Raw genomic sequence first — 18333 nt, forward strand, 5'->3', positions numbered from 1 at the left:
CGCTCAGGCGAAGCTGATTTCGAATACGCTGGCGTGACGAGTGGGCAGCGTCGCGGGTGCGTCGATGACCAGCGCCTGCCCGGTCTGCCGAAAGGCCATCGCGCCGCGATGGCCGAGCAATCTGACGTGTTGCACTGCTCTTCCATCGTAGGGATTGCCCTTTGCCAGCGAGGCAATGGCCACGTTACCCGCCGGCTCGCCGAGCGTAGTGGCGAAAAGACGATCGCCCTTGGTCGTGAACCGGATGTCCCGTGCGGTGTAGGCGACCTTTTCCTTGAACATGCCCGCGGCAGCCTCGGTCGGCCCTTCGCCGTGGATCTTCCACGGCCGCGTGCCATGGATAGCGTCCGCGTTGACCGCCATCCACGCCGTCAGGTCGGCAAGCAACTGCTCCGACTCCGGCGGCAGGCTGCCGTCGGCATGGAGCACGACGTTGAGCAGCAGGTTGCCGTTCTTGCTGACGATATCGGCCAGCATCGTGACCACATCATCGGTGGTCTTGTAGCCATAATTCTCGTTGAAGAACCAATCGGCGTTCGAGGTGTCGGTTTGCCAGGGCAACGGATTGATGCCTTTGAGCACGCCGCGCTCGACGTCCTGCACCGCCCATTCCTTGTGGAATTCGCCTGACCCTGAATCCTTGCAATTGTAGACAGCTTCCAGCTTCCCGCTGCGAGCAATACTGCTGTTGTAGAGATCGGCGACCAGCGAGCGGCCGATCACGCCGAATGGCAGACCACCGTCGGAATAGAGCAGGTCGGGCTGGTAGTTGTCGACGAGATCGCGAATCCGCTTGTACCACTTCAGCTGGTAGTCGTGATTGCTGGTGTACCAGCTGCCCGGCGTGTTGCGGAATGGCTGGTCACGATTGTCATGATAGAGGTCTTGATAGTGTGGATCGGCACCGTCATAGCCAATCCCGAGTTTCGGCCAGAACTGGTCGTAGAGATGGTTTGGATACCACCAGCAATAGCTGGCGCCGAGATGCTCGGAAACACCGAAGCGCAGACCGCGCCGCCTGGCCGCCTTTTTCCATGCCCCGACGATGTCGCGCTTCGGTCCCATCGCTGCGGCGTTCCAGCGGTGATGACGCGAATTCCACAGATCGAAATTGTCGTGATGAACTCCCATCGAGACGAAATACTTCGCCCCGGCGGCGGCATATTTTTTCATCAGCGCATCGGGATCGAACTTGTCGGCAGTCCACAGTGGAATGAGGTCCTTGTACCCGAACTCCGAAGGGTGGCCGTAGTTCTTGACGTGATAGTCGTAGTGGGGGTGCCCTGGCACGTACATGAAGCGTGCGTACCAGTCGCCTTGCCGCGGCACCGCCTGCGGACCCCAGTGCGCCCAGATGCCGAACTTGGCATCCCGGAACCACTCGGGGGTCTGGTATGTCATCAGCGACTCAACCGTCGGCTCGAAGCGGCCGAGCACCGACTTGGGTTTGTCCGGATCATCCAGCTTGGGGCGACCGGACGTGCGCGCAAAAGTGCGCGCAAAAGCGCCTGTGGAAAGCGCTGCGGCGATCGATGCAATCGATGCCCCCAGAAATTTTCGTCTGTCAAACGTGACCATGAGTCCTCTCCCATTGATTATTGGCGCTGCCGGCAGGCACAACCGTGTGGATCCCGGCGACCAGATAGACGCGAACTGGATGCCTGTGCCGGAGAGCAAGCGGCAAAAAAACCGCGATATCGGTGTCCCGGTATGGCAAGCCCGTCGCAGTCAATAGAAACCCCGCGTGACGCCTCCGTTTTTGTCGCAGGTTTCGGTGTTGGCCCGACGCCTTGCAAGTCGGGCCGCTCTTGGTGTTGAACCCGGCGCGGTCGTCTGAAACATGACGGACCGGCCGCGCTTGACGGCGATTTGGCTGACCGTGCGCGACCTCTGGCGCGGACCGTCCGGGCAGGTTCTCCGCGGCGCTCGCGATGCAGGCTCCGCAGCACGCCCGGATTAAAGGAAAAGGTCAACGGGAATCCCTGCCTTGCCCGACCCGGAAGTAGTCAAAGTCCACACGGCCACCGGCAGTCCTGGTCGAATAGAAAAAGAGGCCGAAGCGATAACCCATGAAGTGCGCTGGGTAGGAATAGGTAAGGCGCGAGGGACGACCGATGGGGGTCCAGGATTTGCCGTCGAGGCTGTAGGAGAAGCGCGCGACCTCCGGCGCAGGCTGAAATTCGCATTCGACCTTCAGGTGAACGGTTTTGCCAGAGAGGGGAACGGAGGCGATTTCCTCGGGATGATCGGAGTCGGCACTCACCATGACGATCGATCTGGCGCCGCCGCTCATCTTTACGCCAACAAAACCATAGCGTTTCTGAAAGGCGGCGATGCCGGCATAGTCGCCGTCTTTCATGCCACTCACGTCGATGCTGGTGGTGGCGGAACTGCGAGGGCCAAAGGTGCGCTGGGTGAGGGTATTCCTAGCCGAAGGTAAATCAGCGTCAATCCGGGCCGTCGTCAAACGCAGAAAGCCGGGCCGTTGCGTGACGGACCAAAGCTTGTTGTCGGGATTGTGATTCCATTGCCAAGCCAGGGGCAGGTCCGGTGCGCCGGGCCGGCGGTTGAATTCGTCGGAGGCGACGATGCCTGAGACGCCGGAGACGCCTTGTCCGCCGGCGGGGATGTCGAGCGTCATGGGCACCTTGCCGTTTTTGCCGAGAATGGGCCAGCCGTCCTTCCAAGTCACGGGCACGAGGTAGGGGATGCGACCGACGGCGCCGTTGTCCTTGAAAAGATAGGCATACCATTTGCCTTGCGGGGTGTCGATGAGGCCACCCTGGGCGATACCGCGATCATCGAGCGCGATGCGACTCTCGTAGGGACCGTCGATTGCGTCGGCGCGGCTGATGATGACGGTACGGGCCCAGCGGCTCCCGGGCGAGGCGATGTTGAAGAGGTAGTAGCGGCCGTTGATCTTGAAAAACTGCGAGCCCTCGCCCTTGAGCCCGCCCTGGTCGGCGCCGAAGACGGCGTTGACGTTTTCGACGATGACCTTGTTCACGCCTCCGGGCTTGATTCCGGAGAGATCGGGTTGCAGCTCGGTGAGCATGATGCGACCGCTCCCGTGAACCATGTAGACGCGACCGTCGTCGGCGAAAAACAGGCTGTGGTCACCCAGCGGGGGCTTGAAACTCGTCGCTTTCCACGGGCCGCGCTCCGGATCGCGCGTGGCGTAGATGTGGGTGCGTCCAGTGGTGGCGGAGAACGTCGAGGCATAGAACACGCCGTTGTGGAAACGCAGGCTGCTGGCCCAGGATCCCTTGCCGTAGGCGTTTTGTCCGTTATCCAGATTCATGGCATCGTTGTCGACCAGCCGGTCGTAGGCGTAGCCGACCAGACGCCAATTCACCAGGTCCTTCGATTTCATGATCGGCACTCCCGGACTCATGTGCATCGTCGTGCTGCTCATGTAGTAGGTGTCGCCAACGCGAATCATGGACATGTCCGGCACATCGGCCCAGATCATGGGATTGTGGGCAAGATGCATCGGTTCCGCCGCAAGGGTCTGGGACGCGGCGGAGGCGAAGACGAGGGCCATCAGGAGGAAAAGGATCAGGCGGTTCATACGGCAGGCGGGAGAGACGGCGGAAGGGCCGCTCAGGCTGTCAGGGTTTTGGGCCATGATTTTGTCCGTGAAGGCAATCTTTGCGAGTAACTGAGTACGTAGGCTATTCATATTTCGATTGGCGCTGAAGTTGAGCTGCAATTACAGCCTGGGCGACAGGTTTGAGTGACGCGGCAGCCTCCATCGCAGATGGTCACGCTCACGACCATGAATCGTGTCCAGTTTCAGCCCGGTCTGTCGTTGGCCGGCTTTCTCGATCAGTCCGGTACGGAAGCGACGTGCGTGGCGATGGTTCCTCCGGGCCGTCCTTGTTGGTCTTGTCGTCACTACTCGGCAGCCCTGCTCGCCCTGGCTTCGAGGCCGACCCAGGCTTCCTTTCGGTCTTGACCAGGACCGCGCCGGCCAGCAAGTCACCCTCTTTCCTTTTGCCAGTGAGTGATTCGTGGGCGCTGGAAGGCGTTCTCCTCATCCGTTTCATCATCCCTGCGGCCGGGTCGAGATCGCCGGTGGGGGCTGGATATGCTTTAAGTCCATCAGCCCCATGCCGGCCATCCATCGCGCCAGCAGCGTGGGCCAGATGCTCAGCAACTGATCGTGTTGGCCAAGTCCGCTGCCATGACCGCCTTCGCGAAAGATATGCAATTCAGCTGGCACGTGATGTCGATGCAACGCCAGGTAATAATTGACACTGTTTTCCGGTGGCACGGTAGTGTCCGCATCGGTCGTATAGATGAAAGCCGGCGGGGTCTGGTCAGTGACCTGCGTCTCGTTCGAGAGAAGCTCGACCATCGCCCTGGTCGGATGCTTCCCGAGCAGATTTTCACGCGACCCCATATCGGTGAGATCCTTCTTCATCGTCACCACCGGATAGGCGAGAATGGTGAAGTCCGGTCGCGCCGAGACTTTGGCGATGGCATCCTTGCCCAGCGCCGTACCCGGCCCAAAATGCGTCGACACGGTCGAGGCCACGTGGCCGCCTGCCGAGAAGCCCATGATGCCGATGTGGTCCTTGGCCAGATGGTAAGTATCGGCGTGATTCCGTACCCAGCGCATCGCGCGCCGTCCGTCGTCGATCGGCTGCGGATAGCCATGATCCACACCATGCCGGTACTGCAGCACAAAGGCAGCCACGTGCTGCTGATTGAACCATTGCGCGACCAGGGTGCCCTCCCAATCCAGCGCCAGGCCTGCATAGCCGCCACCCGGGCAGATCACGACGGCGGTGCCGGTGGGATTGGAGACAGGAATGTAGGCTGTGAGCAGCGGCAATTGCTGTTGACGCGCTCCATCAGGCGGTGATGTCCCCGACCACAAAGGCACGGTGGTGGTGTTCGCGTGCCCCATCGAAGCGATCAACAACAGCGCACCCAGCGCGCTCAGTTTCGCCCGCAACGACAAGCCGCTCGCTTTGTGGTTGGCCGTAGGTGGTTTGCGCAATGACATGATGGGGACCTCAAAAGATGGCGGGCGTCGAACCCGATGATTGCGGCGATGTCGCCGGCGGCCAGTCACGATGAATCAGCATCAGGGGAGCGATCGGTCCAGGCGATCAAGTCAAGCAATGCGCGCACGCCATCGAACTCGGCTTCAAGGCGACCGGAATCCGGATGGAGAGACCAGGGTCTCTCCGAGGTGCTGCCTCGATGATCTTCAGCGATTCGCGGCGGCATCGCGACTGTCCAGCACCGCGATGCCATACGGCTCCAGCGACACCTCGTTGCTGGCAGCCCCGTTGGCGAGCACGGGCCACATGGACGATGGCAGATTCACTCGGCGCGCTGCGGCAGCATGGTTGATCAGGATCACCACCTGATGTCGGGCATCGCCGCGCACACAGACTTCCACATCCTGAGGAGCACCCGGCAGCGGCGGGTGGACGTCGGCCTGCTGCAGCCATGACGCGGTGAGGCGATCGAGCAGGCCATCGTCCAGCCACGCACCCACATAGGTGATGCTGCCCTTGCCCAGTTGGCGGGTCAGTACCGCCGGCTGATCGTCCAGCCAGCCGTTGGATTTGCCGTAACGCAGGACCACCTGAGTCTGCGGCGACTCGACCTGCAGCTGTTCGGCCCAGATCGTGGCGCTGCCCTGCTCCGCTGAGCCAGCGACGGGTACCCTCTTGTCCAGCGCGTAAAACTGCGCGACGCGCCCACCCAGCACACTCGCCAGCGGGCCGGGTTGACCTTGTGGCTGCAGGCCGTTGTCGGCGTTCTTCATGCCGCTGCGCGGGCCCAGCACGAGATGGCCGCCTTGCTCCACGTAGGCTTTCAACTGCGCTGCTTCCGCGTTGGTCAGCACGTTGAGCGCGGGTGCGATCACCAGCTTGTAGCCATTCAGCGACGCATGCACGGAGACAACATCCACCACCTGTGCCTGCGCGCGCAGCGGACGATAAAACGCCTTCAGCTCGGCCACCGGATCAAAGTTGGCCGCATGGCGCTGGAAATTGATCGCCCAGCGGCTGTCGAAATCGTTGATGACCGCGACCTCGGCGTGCGGCGTGGTGCCGGCCAGCACCGCACCGGCTTTCGCGAACTCCGCGCCCACCTGCTGAATTTCGCGGTACACCGGCACCGGCGTGCCATCGGCGCCGAGCAACGTGCCGTGGTATTCCTCCTGGCCATTCGGCGCGGCGCGCCATTGCCAGTATTCGACGGCATCGGCGCCGTGGCCGACGGCCTGCCACGCCATGTCGCGCACAACACCTTTACGCAGTGCCACGTTCGTTTCGTGCCAGTTGACGAAACCGGGCTGGGTTTCCATCACCCAGAAATTGCGCCGCTTGTAGCCGCGGGCCAGGTCGTGACGCGCGGCATTGTCGACCCAGTCGTAGTCCTCGCCGGCGTCCACGTAGTCATCCCAGGCCGCCATGTCGAGCACTTGATGCACGGTGTACGCATCGAAGCCGTCGAACCACCCCATGGTGTTGGTGGTGATGAACTGGCGCGGATCGGCGTGCGGGCGGATGGCGTCGATCTGGTTGACCGAGTAGCTGCGCCAGGTGTCGGTGACGAAGCGCTTCCAGTCCAGCAGCAAGGCAGGATTCTCGTGGTCCGCGCGTACCGGAATCTGCTCGAAATTGTCGTAAGTCTGGCTCCAGTACGTGGTGGCCCAGCGGCGGTTGAGTGCGTCGATGCTGCCGTACTTTTGTTGCAGCCAGGCATGGAACTGGGCCTTGGCGTCGGGATCGAACGAGTCCGCCGCGTATTCGTTGTCCAGCTGCCAGCCGACCACGTCCTGGTTGTGACCAAAGCGCCTCGCCATCTGCTCGGCGATGTCGTGGGCGAACCGACGGTAGCGCGTGCTGGCGAAGGAGAACTGCTGGCGATTGCCATGCTCGTCGCGCACGCCATCCTCGCTGACGCGCAAGGTATCGGGGTACTTCTGCGTCAGCCACGCGGGCGGTGCCGCCGTGGGCGTGCCCAGCACCACCACGATATGGTGACGCGCAGCGGCGGCAATCGCGCGATCCATCCAGCCAAAGTCGTAGACCCCCTCGCGCGGCTCCATCCGGCTCCATGCAAACTCGCCGATGCGCACCAGATGCACATGCGCTGCTTGCATCAACGTCAGGTCATGATCCCATTGCGCCTCGGGCCATTGCTCCGGATACCACGCCACGCCCAGCAGCAGCGGTGGCGCATCGGCGTAACGGCTTGCCTGGGCATGCGTGGTGGTGACGAACGTGAGCATCAGCCCCATCGCACTCAGCAGTAGTGCAGCGCGCCTCAGGCGGGTGCTGATCGAGCGAAGACAAGTCGTTCCGTCGCGCCTTGGAATGCAGCCTCGATGGCTTTCAACTTTCGCCAGCGCGGTTGTCTCGTCAAAGATGTGCATAGGGATTCTGATCCTGCCTCTGGTCCTCGGACACCCGGTCAAGCGGTTTACTACCGCATCACCGAGGTGAGAGAGAGATGCTTCGGACGGCTATTTCTGATCGATGGCGACGACCGCAACCGACTTGGGCGGCAGTTCGAAAGTCAACCGACCGCGCTCGCTTCGCCCCGAATAGGCGACCGGCTGGATCGTGTCCGGCGCAGTGAAAGTGTTGTGCGTATCCATCTTCGGTCCGGTCAGGATCTGGCCGCTCGCCGTACCGGTCAGCCCGGTCACGACCTGCGCGGAGCGATCGGGATCGAGATTGACCAGCGCGAGGTAGAGCTTGCCGTCGGTGCTGCGCGCGGCCGAGGCATCCACCATCGGCAGGTCGTACTTGCCCTCCACATACCGGGGGCCGCTGATCGTTGCCGGGTAGGGCGTTGCGCCCTGGAACGGCACGTACATGTGGAAGACGTGATAGGTGGGCGTCAGCAACATCTTGTCGCCATCGGTCAGCACCATGGCCTGCAACACATTGACCATTTGCGCGATCGCCGCGAGCTTCACCCGGTCGGTGTGGCGGAAGAAGATGTCCAGAGTCAGCGCCGCCACTTCGGCGTCGCGCAGCGTATTCTGCTGGTAGAGGAAGCCGGGATGGCTACCGGGCTGCTGGTCGTACCAGGTGCCCCATTCGTCGACGTAGAGCGCGACCTTCTTGTCGGGATCGTATTTGTCCATGATCGCCGAATGCTTGACGATCAGCGTGTTCATGTAACGCGCCTTGCCGAGCGTCGCGGCCCATTCGTCCTTGCTGAAACCGGTCGCCGCCCCTTTGTGCTCCCAGGAGGAGCCCGGGAGGGTGTAATAGTGCAGGCTGATGGCGCCCGCCTGTTTGGCCGCATCGCGCATCATCGTGTCGGTCCAGGCGTAGTCCGCGTCGCTGGGCCCCGAGGCGACCTTGACGAAGGCGGGCGCGCCCGGCGCCGGATTGACAAACGTGGCGTAACGATTGAACAGGTCGGCGGCGTAGTCGGCTTTCATGCTGCCGCCGCAGCCCCACAATTCGTTGCCGAAGCCGACATACTTCAGGTTGCTCCATGGCTTGTCGCGGCCGTTGGCGCGCCGCTCCTGCGCGAGCGCGGAATCGCCGCTGGCGGTCATGTACTGCACCCATTGCCGTGCATCATAGGCTGGCAGCGAGCCCAGGTTGAGCGAGACATAGGCTGCCGCGCCCAGCGCTACGCTGTAGTCCATGAACTCGTTGGTACCGAAGCTGTTGTCGTCGGTGACACCGCCCCAGTTGGTGTTGATCCCCTTGGGCCGCCTGGCGGCGGGACCAACGCCGTCGCGCCAGTCGTAGGTGTCGGCGAAGCAGCCGCCGGGCCAGCGGATCACTGGCACGTGGAGCGCCTTCAGCGCCTTCATCACGTCGGTTCGATAACCATTCCGGTTGGGAATCGACGAATGCGGGCCGACCCAGATGCCGTCGTAGATGCCACGGCCGAGATTTTCGGCGAATTGCCCCTCGACCGCGGGTTCGATCACCGGGCCGGGGTGGGCCAGGTCGACGGTCAGCGTGACGTGGGCCGGGGCGATCTGCGCGATCGCCGGCGCCGACAGGAGCATGACTGCAACAGCGGCAACAAGCGTTCGTTTCATTTTTTGACTCCTGGCTTGAGTGGAAATAGGCGGGGCATGTCATCCACCTACACCGACATAGATCAATCGACGGAGATGACGACCTATTCGTACGTCAGCATTCAGTGCTTCGTGCCGCCCTTGTCGGTGGAGAAGCGATAGATGATCCGGTTGTCGTAGACCTGCCCCGGACGCAACTCGGCCGAACCGAAGTTCGGATGGTTTGGCGTGTCCGGAAAGATCTGCGGCTCGAGCACGAAGGCATCACCTTGGCGATAGGTGTGTCCGGCTCCGCCCACCGTCGTGCCGTCGAGAAAATTGCCCGAATAGAACTGCAAGCCCGGCTGGCGTGAATACAGGCGCAGAATGCGCCCGCTGGCGGGTGATTCCACCTGCGCCACAAGACGTGGCTCGGCACTCTTGGTGCGGCTGATCACCCAGTTCATGTCGTAACCCTTGCCGATCAGCAATTGACTGGAACGGCCATCACGGATGTCCTGGCCGATGGCCTTGGCCTGGCGAAAATCGAAGGGCGTCCCGGCCACCGACTGGAATGTCCCGGTCGGAATCTGTGTCTTGTCTACAGGAGTGATCTGTTCGGCTGGAATCATCAACCGCTGATGCATCACCGTGCCCGAACCGGCTCCATCGAGATTCCAATAGGTGTGATTGGAAATATTGACGATAGTTGTCTTGTCGGTGGTCGCTTGGTCAGCGATGGTTAGCTGGTTGTCCTCGCCCAGGGAATAAGTCACGGTGACCGTCATACGCCCCGGATAGCCTTGGTCACCATCAGGGCTGACATGACTCAAGGTGACACTGGCCGTCGGCCCCTGCTTGACTGAAACGATCTGCCACAGCTGCGTATCGAAACCCTTGATGCCTCCGTGCAGGGAATTGGGCCCGTCGTTGATGGTCAGCTGATAATGCGTGCCGTCGAGGGTGAATTGCCCCTTGGCGATGCGGTTGGCGAAACGCCCCACCGTGGCGCCGAAGAACTGGCGCTTGGACAGGTACCCCTGCATGGTGTTGTAGCCAAGAGCCACATTCGCCACGTGACCGTTGCGGTCGGGCGTAAAAAGGGACTGAACCCGCGCGCCGTAAGCAATCACCGTGACACTCACGCCATGGTCGTTTTGCAGCTTGACCGCCTCCACCTTGCGACCATCCGGCATCGAGCCAAAAGTGGAACGCGTCGCCGACGTGGCCAGACTGACACCAGGAAGCAGCAAAGAGCAGACCAGGGTCGGCATCAGATATCGATGGAAATTCTTCACGGGTACGTTCCTCACAAGTGGAATGACGTCGCATCTTGCGCACGTCGCGAGCCGATCGGACGCGACTCGCGCCCGGTCAGATGCCGATGTTGCGCAAACGTACGCCTGACATCAGCTTGCGTTCGATGTTCTCCAGGGTCACCCCCTTGGTCTCCGGCAAGAGCAGGTAGACCAGGATGATGAACAGGAAGTTGAGCGCCGCATACATGCAGAATGTCATCCCGGTGCCGAGTGTGCTCAGCAACGAGAGGAACGTGGCACCCACGATGAAGTTGCTCACCCAGTTGGTCACGGTCGAGCAGGACACACCAAAGTCGCGTCCGTTCAGAGGCTGGATCTCCGAGCACAGGATCCAGATCACCGGCGCGGCGGACATCGCATAGCTGATCACAAACGCGATCAGCAGTGCGATGGCGATCCAGGCAGAAAATGCCGTCCCCATGCCCACGGTGAACAGCACGCCCATGCCGAGCATGCATGCGCCCATGACGGCATAACCGATGTACAGCAACGGCTTGCGTCCCACCCGATCGACCTGACTCACGGCGATGAAAGTTGCCAACGCCATCAGCACACCGATAGCAACCGTGCCCCACATCCGATCCGACCCGGTCGCTATGCCGGCCAGGCCCAGAATCTTCGGTGCGTAGTACAAAATCACGTTGGCACCGGTGAACTGCTGCATGAATTGCAGCAGCATGCCCAGAAAGGTGGAGCGACGAAAATTCTTGTTCATGCGGAACAACGTGAAACCGTTGCCGTCCACCTGCAGGCTCAGACGAATGGCCGCCAGTTCCGCCTGGGCGACTTTGACATCGTTCTGCCTGAGCTTGAGCATCACCCCGAGCGCTTCATCGTCACGCCCCTTGGACATCAGCCAACGCGGGCTGGTCGGCAAAAAAAACATGGTTACCACGAGGATCGCGGCCAACGGCGCCATTGACCCCAGCATCAGCCGCCAATTGCCGGAATAGCTAAGCCCCGCATCGATCAGATAGGCCACCAGGATGCCCACCATGATTGCCAGCTGGTAGCTGGAGATCAATGCCCCGCGACTGCGCTCCGGTGAGATCTCCGATAGATAGATGGGCGTGATGTAGGAGGAAATGCCCACGGCGATGCCGAGAATGGCCCGCATGCCGATCAGCGTGTAGGCGGATTCAGCCGAAGCGCAGCCGATCGCACCGGCCACGAATATCACGCCACTGATGAGCAGCGTGACCCTGCGTCCGTAGCGATGGGACAGCCAGCCGCCGCTGATCGCTCCCAATGCCGCGCCAAGCATCATCGCGCTGACCACGAACTCCTGGATCACGTCCGAGGCGCTGAACGCCTTGGCGATCAACGGTAACGCGCCCGAGATAATGCCGATGTCCATACCGAACAACAGTCCGGACAGTGCGGCAATCGGACCGGCGATATAGATAATCGGCACGCTCTTCTTGCGGCGCCCCAAGGACACTTCATGCGGCGTCACCGCTGACGCTTCATCGCTGGACTGATACATGTTCTTCCCCTCACGGCCGATTGCACTGTGCTGTTGTCCACATGCGCGACACCCAACTCCCACAGGATGCCACGCACAAATTTCGACTCGTTACCTCCACGACATCAGGCCGCCGTATAGGCCGTCTTCACCGTCGTATAGAACTCGGCGGCATAGCGCCCCTGTTCCCTTGCGCCATAACTCGATCCCTTGCTGCCGCCAAACGCCACATGGGGATCGACGCCCGCGGTCGGCAGATTGACCATCGCCATGCCAACCTTGGCGTGACGTTTGAAATGGGTCGCATGCTTCAGCGATGTCGTGCAGATGCCGGCACACAGTCCGAACTGGGTATCGTTGGCCAGCGCCAGCGCATGCTCGTAACCATCCGCCGGCATGACACAGGCGACCGGTCCGAAAATTTCCTCGGTGGCTATGCGGTGTCCCGGCTCGGCGGCAAACAGCGCTGGCTGCAGGTAGTAGCCGCGAGGACCGGGATCCAGCCGCTCGCCGCCCCATAGCAAGCTGGCGCCTTCGTCTTTGCCGATCTGGAGGTAGGACAGGTCCTGATCTAGCTGTTGCTGACTGGCCACCGGACCGATGTCGGTATCCGGCCCCACCGCGGGTCCGACCTTCAGCGCGGCAAGCTTCTGCTGCAGGCGCGCGACGAACTCATCATGGACGGCCGACTCCACAATCAACCGGCTGGAGGCCGTGCAGCGCTGCCCCGTGGAAAAGTACGCGCCATTGAGCGCACATTGGACGGCGTTGTCCAGGTCGGCGTCAGCCAACACGATCAGCGGATTCTTGCCACCCATTTCAAGCTGGATCTTCAGCCCGCGTGCGGCGGCGGAGCGCAGCAAATGGTTGCCGGTGGCAACCGATCCGGTGAAGCTCAGTGCATCGATTCCGGGTGCATCAACAATCGCCTGACCCACGGTCGGCCCGCCACCGATGAGCAGGTTGAATGCGCCCTCGGGCAGGCCGGCCCGGCTGATGATCTCCGCCAGCGCCCACGCACAGCCCGGCACGGCCTCGGCCGGCTTGAATACCACCGTATTGCCATACGCCAATGCCGGCGCGATCTTCCAGGCCGGTATGGCCAGCGGAAAATTCCAGGGCGCGATGATTCCTACCACGCCCACCGGTTCACGCATGATCTCGATGCCGACTCCGGGGCGCGTGGAGGCCATACACTCACCGGGAATGCGCAGGGCCTCACCCGCAAAAAACTTGAAGATCTGCCCGGCACGGGCGGCCTCACCGATGCCTTCGGGCAATGACTTGCCCTCCTCCAGCGCCAGCAGGCGACCGAGTTCGGCCTTGCGCGCAAGAATTTCGCTGCCGATGGTATCCAGTATGTCGGCGCGCTGCTGTGGGGTCGTGGCCGCCCAGGCAGGTTGCGCCTTTTGCGCAGCACCGACCGCATCAAGTGTGCGCTGAGCGTCGACGACTCCAAACTCGCCCACCGGAGAATCGAGATCAGACGGATTTTCGTCGGCGGTAATGTTGGAGCCGGCAACCCACTCGCCCGCGATATAACTCTGGAATGTCTTGATCATGAATAGCGTTGCCTTTTGAACGAATGGGGTTAAGCGGGCTGGACACCACCTATTGAAAATTCGTCGTCGACCGCCTGCAGCGTGTTGCGCAGGGGTGCGCCCATGGCAGGCAGGTCGATCTCGAACTCATCACCGGGTTCAACCCGCACGTCATCGGCAAAACTCAAGGTCGCCGTGCCCATGAAATGCAAATGGACATCACCGGGACGACGATGAGCCGCGTATTTGAAATGATGGTATTCAAGGTTATCCAGCGAGTGGCACATGTTCGCCTCGCCGGTCAGAAAGGCTTTTTCCCAGATGACCTTGCCCTGGCGGCGTATCCGACTCGATCCGCGAAGATCATCCGGCAGTGCGCCAATCCACAGCTCTGGCCCCACCGCGCACTGTCGCAATTTCGAGTGGGCGAGATACAGATAGTTTTGTCGTTCGGTGACGTGGTCGGAAAACTCGTTGCCGATCGCGAAGCCCAGACGCCGCGGCGTTCCGGCCTTGTCGACCATGTACAGGCCCACCAGCTCCGGCTCCTCGCCGGCATCCAGCGCAAAACCCGGCGACGACAAAGCCGCTCCGGGCGCCACCACCATATGACCGTTGCCCTTGTAGAACCACTCCGGCTGCGCGCCAGGCCGACCACCTTCAGGCCGGCCACCCTCAACGCCCCAGCGGAACACACGCATCGAATCGGTCATCGCCTCTTCCTCGACTTGATGCTTCGTTTCCTGTTGATGCATGGCGTCGCGCGCCGCCGCGCTGCCGGTGTGCGTGAGACCGGTACCGGTCACCAGACAATGCGCGGGATCAGGATGCTGAAGTGGCGTCAGCACACGCCCATCGAGAAGCAATTGAGCGTAGTCAAATGTCGCATCGCGTGGACTTTCACTGATCAGCGTCGCCAGCGACTGACCCGAGGCAAGGGCCTTCTGCGCCAAGGTATAGATGGACTGGGAACCACGCAGCGCCTCAACTGTTGCGCCACTGGCATTGACCTCACCCACGCGGGGCATCCGGGCATCATCGACGAACTGGATCAATCGCATACAGACCATTCCGACAGCTGGAGAATGCGCCCGGGAAAGCCGGGACTCGCGCAGGGCGAGTCATCCATGCCTCTCCCGGTTGTGACCCATTCTGCCCGGCTCATATATATGCAACAAATATAGTTTTTCGGTCAATTGATATGAATAAATGTATGCTTTGGCAAAGGAGGAGCCGTCATGTCGCACACAAATCCCTGGTTCTTGCGTGCGCGCCTCAAGACGCGGCAACTGCTGCTGCTTGTCGCCATCGACGAGGAGGGCAACATTCACCGCGCCGCGGAGGCGCTCAACGTGTCGCAGCCGGCGGCATCGAAACTGCTCAAGGACCTCGAGGACATGATGGATGTTCAGTTGTTCGAACGCCTGCCACGCGGCATGCGCGCCACGTTGTATGGCGAAGTGATGATCCGCCATGCGCGCATTGCCCTGGCCAGCCTCGGAGAAGCCGGCTCCGAGATCGAGTCGCTCAGGGAAGGCTATGCCGGCAATGTGCGTGTGGGCGCTATCCAGGGCCCCGCCGTCACATTGATTCCCGAGGCGATCAACCGCGCGATCCTGGAGCGCCCATTGCTGCGCGTCTCGTTGCTGGTCGAGAGCAGCGACGTGCTGCTGGAGCGTCTGGAACAGAGCAAGCTGGATATCCTGGTCGCCCGGCTATTCGCCCAGCACGACAAGAGTCGACTTCACTACCAGGCCCTGACCGAGGAAAAGATCTGCGCCATTGTGCGCCCCGACCATCCGCTCCTTTCCCTGAAGCGGCCCTCACTCACCGACATGGCGCCATACGGATGGATCGTGCCACCACCGGGCAGTGTGCTGCGACACCGTTTCGAGTTGATGTTCCACAATGCCGGGCTGGCCTTGCCCGCACGCCTGATCGAGTCAACAGCACTGGTATTCGTGCTCAACATGCTGCGGCGCACGGACTACATCAGCGCGATTCCCGCCGATGCGGCTGACTACTATGTCGCTCATGGCATGTTGTCGGTCGTGCCGACGAAGCTGTCATTCAAGATGGACGACTTCGGCATCATCACCCGCAAGGACTGGCTACTGTCACCGGCGGCCCAATGCATGCTGATCGCGCTCAAGGAGGCGGCCAGCGAAGTTTACGGGCTGCCACGCCTCGACTGACCAGGCCGACCGATTCGAGATCAAGTCCAGCCCGCGTCGACAACGAACTCTTGCGCCGTGCATGCTTGCGATGCATCGGAGGCGAGGAACAGGGCCATTGACGCGATGTCTGCGGGCATGATCTTGTCCGGCAGACACTGGCTCTTCATCCATTCCTTCTCGCTCTCGGCATCCAGCCACTGCGTCAACTGCCGCTCTGTCATGACCCATCCCGGGCTGAGCACGTTGATGCGGATCCGGTGCTCGCCCAGCGATTTGGCCATGCCGCGCATCATGCCGTTCATGGACGACTTGGCCGTCGCATAACACGGGTAGCTTGCATTCTTGGTCTGCCATCCGGTCGAGCCCAGATTGATGATGGAACCGCGTCCCTGGCCACGCATGCCCGGCACCACGGCCTGGATCGCGAAAAATGCGGCGCGCTGGTTGATGCCAATCCGCTGGTCCCAATAGGCCGGCGTTACGTCCTCGAGCGCATGACGATCGTCGCTGCCCACGTTGTTGAGCAACACGTCGAACGTTCCCAGCGCCTGCGCCACATCAGTAATGGCCTGCTGCAATGAGTGCACGTCGGTCACGTCGCAACATCTCCACCACGGTGCGGGACCGAGATCCCGCATACGCCCGATCGGCGCATGGCTCGCCCTCTCATCGATGTCGACGAATGCCACTTGTGCGCCCTGGCGCGTGAATGCCTCTACCGGCGCGGCACCGATGCCGCTACCGCCACGGCGAAGAACACTCTGCGTCCGCGCAAGTCCGGATAAACCGCGTCGAGACTGGTCGCATGACGTCCACCGCCTTGAACTGATGATCCTGCCATGGTTGCTCATCCTCTCTTTTAATATATGTATATATGTATATCAATTTTAATGAAACTGTTATTTTATTTGTATCAAAATGCTCTGTAGTCTGCGCCCTGTAAAAGCGGATTTGCTTGCAGCAAGTCAGCGGATCTGCGGATCCTCAGCAAAGGGCCTTGGACGCACCATGAGCGCTACCAAAGACATAAAAAGACGTAGCCAATCCTGGTTTGGCCACTCCGGCAAGCGCGGCTTTCTTTATCGAAGCTGGCTGAAGAACCAGGGCTATCCCAGCGACCTGTTCGACGGCCGCCCGGTGATTGGCATATGCAATACGTGGTCCGAACTGACGCCCTGCAACGGGCATTTCCGCGAGCTGGCGGAATACGTGAAACGTGGCGTCTACGAAGCTGGCGGGTTCCCGCTCGAATTTCCCGTCATGTCCCTGGGCGAGACCCAAATGCGTCCGACGGCGATGCTGTTCCGCAACCTGGCCAGCATGGACGTGGAAGAATCCATCCGCGCCAAGCCACCGGAATACCGTGCAGTCAACCGATGCACCGGCACGCCCGGATGAAGGGTGCTGCAGCTTCCTGGCAAGAACCGCGGCGTCAGCGGAATCTTCCAAATCAGGGAGAACCGCCATCATCCACATGTTGAAGGGATTTGAGATGAACACCAAGCGCATAGTACTGCTCGTGTTAGGCATCTTGCTGGGTGCCGCTGCCTGCGGCAATAGCTGGGCTCAAAAGGCTGAAGGCCTGGCCAGCACCCCGCAAATGGGCTGGAACAGCTGGAACAAATTTGCCTGCAATATCGACGAGCGCCTGATCCGCGAGACCGCCGATGCCATGGTCAAGTCGGGCCTGAAGGACGCCGGCTACCAGTACGTGAACATCGACGATTGCTGGCAAGGCCAGCGCGACGCCGACGGCAACATCCAGCCCGACCCCACGCGCTTCCCATCCGGCATGAAGGCGCTGGCGGACTATGTGCATGGCAAGGGACTCAAGCTGGGCATCTACTCGGACGCCGGCGCAACCACCTGCGACGGCCGTCCCGGTAGCCGCGGCCACGAGTATCAGGATGCGCGGACCTATGCGCGCTGGGGCATCGATTACGTCAAGTACGACTGGTGCGACGCCCAAGGCCTAAACGCCGAAGCGGCCTACACCACGATGCGCGACGCGATCGCCAAGTCGGGCCGTCCAATGCTGTTCAGCGCGTGCGAATGGGGCATGAGCAAGCCGTGGGAGTGGGCCGGCCAGGTTGCCAATTCGTGGCGCACCACGCCTGATATCTATAATTGCTTCGACTGCGAATTCAGTCCCGGTTTCTCGACTGGTCTGGGCGTGCTGCGCATCCTTGACAGGCAGGCAGGCCTGCGCAAGTTCGCAGGGCCCGGCCACTGGAACGATATGGACATGCTCGAAGTGGGCAACGGCATGAGCGAGGATGAAGACCGCGCCCAAATGTCGATCTGGGCCATGATGGCCTCGCCCCTCATCCTGGGCAACGACCTGCGTTCCATGTCCGAGTCGACCCGCCGCATCCTGACCAACCCCGGTGTGATTGCGGTGAGCCAGGACAAGCTGGGTGTGGAGGCGCTGCGCGTCTTGGCCGACGGTCCGCTGGAGATCTATGCGAAGCCGCTCGACGGCGGCCAATGGGCACTGATGTTCCTGAACCGCTCCACCCAGGCTATTGATGTTCACCATGACTGGAAGGCGCAAGTCCTGACCGATGACCTGAGCAAGCGATCGGTCGATTTCAAGCAGACTGTCTACCGCTGGTCCGACCTGTGGACCAAGAAGACGGGCGACACCAGCACCACGCTGCAAGCGCGGCTTGCGCCGCACAGCGTGCTGATGCTGCTCCTGACCGGCCCTGCGAAACCATAGGGCACGCCGGGCTGCGCGGCGCGCAAGGAGTCCTTACCTCACGATGCCCTTGCCAAGCGCGGCCCAATAAATCCCGGCGCCTATCCACCGTTGCTCTGGTGT

14 protein-coding genes are annotated in these 18333 nt (G+C 61.5%); 4 read left to right on the plus strand and 10 right to left on the minus strand.

The genetic code is table 11. The features are described from left to right. Positions 1–3: 3 nt before the first annotated feature. The 9 genes from B0E47_RS04530 to araD1 form a co-directional block, all read right to left on the minus strand. A complete protein-coding gene (locus tag B0E47_RS04530) occupies positions 4–1620 on the minus strand; it encodes an alpha-L-fucosidase (RefSeq protein ID WP_217318896.1) in 1617 nt (538 codons plus the stop codon). Positions 1621–1969: 349 nt separating this feature from the next. Next, a complete protein-coding gene (locus tag B0E47_RS04535) occupies positions 1970–3712 on the minus strand; it encodes a glycoside hydrolase 43 family protein (protein WP_217318897.1) in 1743 nt (580 codons plus the stop codon). A 336-nt stretch (positions 3713–4048) separates the two neighbouring features. Continuing rightward, positions 4049–5014 carry an alpha/beta hydrolase gene (locus B0E47_RS04540; protein ID WP_077512813.1) on the minus strand — a complete coding sequence of 322 codons (966 nt, stop codon included), beginning with the start codon at positions 5012–5014 and terminating at the stop codon, positions 4049–4051. 207 nt (positions 5015–5221) lie between these two features. Beyond that, entirely contained in the window at positions 5222–7264 is a 2043-nt protein-coding gene (locus B0E47_RS04545; RefSeq protein WP_254422806.1) for a beta-galactosidase, read from the minus strand. 234 nt (positions 7265–7498) lie between these two features. Continuing rightward, positions 7499–9049 carry an alpha-L-arabinofuranosidase C-terminal domain-containing protein gene (locus tag B0E47_RS04550; protein WP_077512815.1) on the minus strand — a complete coding sequence of 517 codons (1551 nt, stop codon included), beginning with the start codon at positions 9047–9049 and terminating at the stop codon, positions 7499–7501. A gap of 101 nt (positions 9050–9150) precedes the next feature. Then, entirely contained in the window at positions 9151–10305 is a 1155-nt protein-coding gene (locus B0E47_RS04555) for an aldose epimerase family protein (RefSeq protein ID WP_254422807.1), read from the minus strand. 76 nt (positions 10306–10381) lie between these two features. After that, positions 10382–11812: a sugar porter family MFS transporter gene (locus B0E47_RS04560; RefSeq protein WP_077512816.1), complete on the minus strand. Its 1431-nt coding sequence runs from the start codon at positions 11810–11812 to the stop codon at positions 10382–10384. Between the two features lie 104 nt (positions 11813–11916). Then, positions 11917–13353, minus strand: coding sequence for an aldehyde dehydrogenase family protein (locus B0E47_RS04565; RefSeq protein WP_077512817.1), 1437 nt, complete (start codon positions 13351–13353; stop codon positions 11917–11919). A gap of 29 nt (positions 13354–13382) precedes the next feature. Beyond that, positions 13383–14393: an AraD1 family protein gene (gene araD1 / locus B0E47_RS04570; RefSeq protein WP_077512818.1), complete on the minus strand. Its 1011-nt coding sequence runs from the start codon at positions 14391–14393 to the stop codon at positions 13383–13385. A gap of 177 nt (positions 14394–14570) precedes the next feature. Between araD1 and B0E47_RS04575 the strand changes: the two genes are divergently transcribed. Beyond that, a complete protein-coding gene (locus B0E47_RS04575; protein ID WP_077512819.1) occupies positions 14571–15527 on the plus strand; it encodes a LysR family transcriptional regulator in 957 nt (318 codons plus the stop codon). A 20-nt stretch (positions 15528–15547) separates the two neighbouring features. On the opposite strand, the gene B0E47_RS04580 is transcribed toward B0E47_RS04575, so the two are convergent. Continuing rightward, positions 15548–16198: an SDR family oxidoreductase gene (locus B0E47_RS04580; protein WP_254422808.1), complete on the minus strand. Its 651-nt coding sequence runs from the start codon at positions 16196–16198 to the stop codon at positions 15548–15550. Here B0E47_RS04580 and B0E47_RS17330 point away from each other — a divergent pair. From B0E47_RS17330 to B0E47_RS04590, 3 genes are all read left to right on the plus strand, one after another. Then, positions 16163–16294, plus strand: coding sequence for a hypothetical protein (locus tag B0E47_RS17330; protein WP_256363532.1), 132 nt, complete (start codon positions 16163–16165; stop codon positions 16292–16294). The two genes, B0E47_RS04580 and B0E47_RS17330, sit on opposite strands and share 36 nt — an antisense overlap. A gap of 223 nt (positions 16295–16517) precedes the next feature. Next, positions 16518–16907, plus strand: a complete 390-nt coding sequence (locus B0E47_RS04585) for a dihydroxy-acid dehydratase (RefSeq protein WP_254422809.1) — start codon at positions 16518–16520, stop codon at positions 16905–16907. A gap of 94 nt (positions 16908–17001) precedes the next feature. After that, positions 17002–18231 (plus strand): glycoside hydrolase family 27 protein, encoded by a 1230-nt coding sequence (locus tag B0E47_RS04590; protein ID WP_077512820.1) that lies wholly within the window; start codon positions 17002–17004, stop codon positions 18229–18231. Positions 18232–18333: the final 102 nt, after the last annotated feature.

It is taken from the genome of Rhodanobacter sp. B05, assembly GCF_002001085.1.
In the GTDB taxonomy this organism is placed as follows: domain Bacteria; phylum Pseudomonadota; class Gammaproteobacteria; order Xanthomonadales; family Rhodanobacteraceae; genus Rhodanobacter.

Bases quoted from the DNA above. Each gene is read 5' to 3' on its own strand.
- B0E47_RS04545 (WP_254422806.1), bottom strand. From the start codon at position 7,264: ATGCTCACGTTCGTCACCACCACGCATGCCCAGGCAAGCCGTTACGCC.
- B0E47_RS04575 (WP_077512819.1), top strand. From the start codon at position 14,571: ATGTCGCACACAAATCCCTGGTTCTTGCGTGCGCGCCTCAAGACGCGG.
- B0E47_RS04550 (WP_077512815.1), bottom strand. From the start codon at position 9,049: ATGAAACGAACGCTTGTTGCCGCTGTTGCAGTCATGCTCCTGTCGGCG.
- B0E47_RS04585 (WP_254422809.1), top strand. From the start codon at position 16,518: ATGAGCGCTACCAAAGACATAAAAAGACGTAGCCAATCCTGGTTTGGC.
- araD1 (WP_077512818.1), bottom strand. From the start codon at position 14,393: ATGCGATTGATCCAGTTCGTCGATGATGCCCGGATGCCCCGCGTGGGT.
- B0E47_RS17330 (WP_256363532.1), top strand. From the start codon at position 16,163: ATGGCTCGCCCTCTCATCGATGTCGACGAATGCCACTTGTGCGCCCTG.
- B0E47_RS04560 (WP_077512816.1), bottom strand. From the start codon at position 11,812: ATGTATCAGTCCAGCGATGAAGCGTCAGCGGTGACGCCGCATGAAGTG.
- B0E47_RS04540 (WP_077512813.1), bottom strand. From the start codon at position 5,014: ATGTCATTGCGCAAACCACCTACGGCCAACCACAAAGCGAGCGGCTTG.
- B0E47_RS04565 (WP_077512817.1), bottom strand. From the start codon at position 13,353: ATGATCAAGACATTCCAGAGTTATATCGCGGGCGAGTGGGTTGCCGGC.
- B0E47_RS04590 (WP_077512820.1), top strand. From the start codon at position 17,002: ATGAACACCAAGCGCATAGTACTGCTCGTGTTAGGCATCTTGCTGGGT.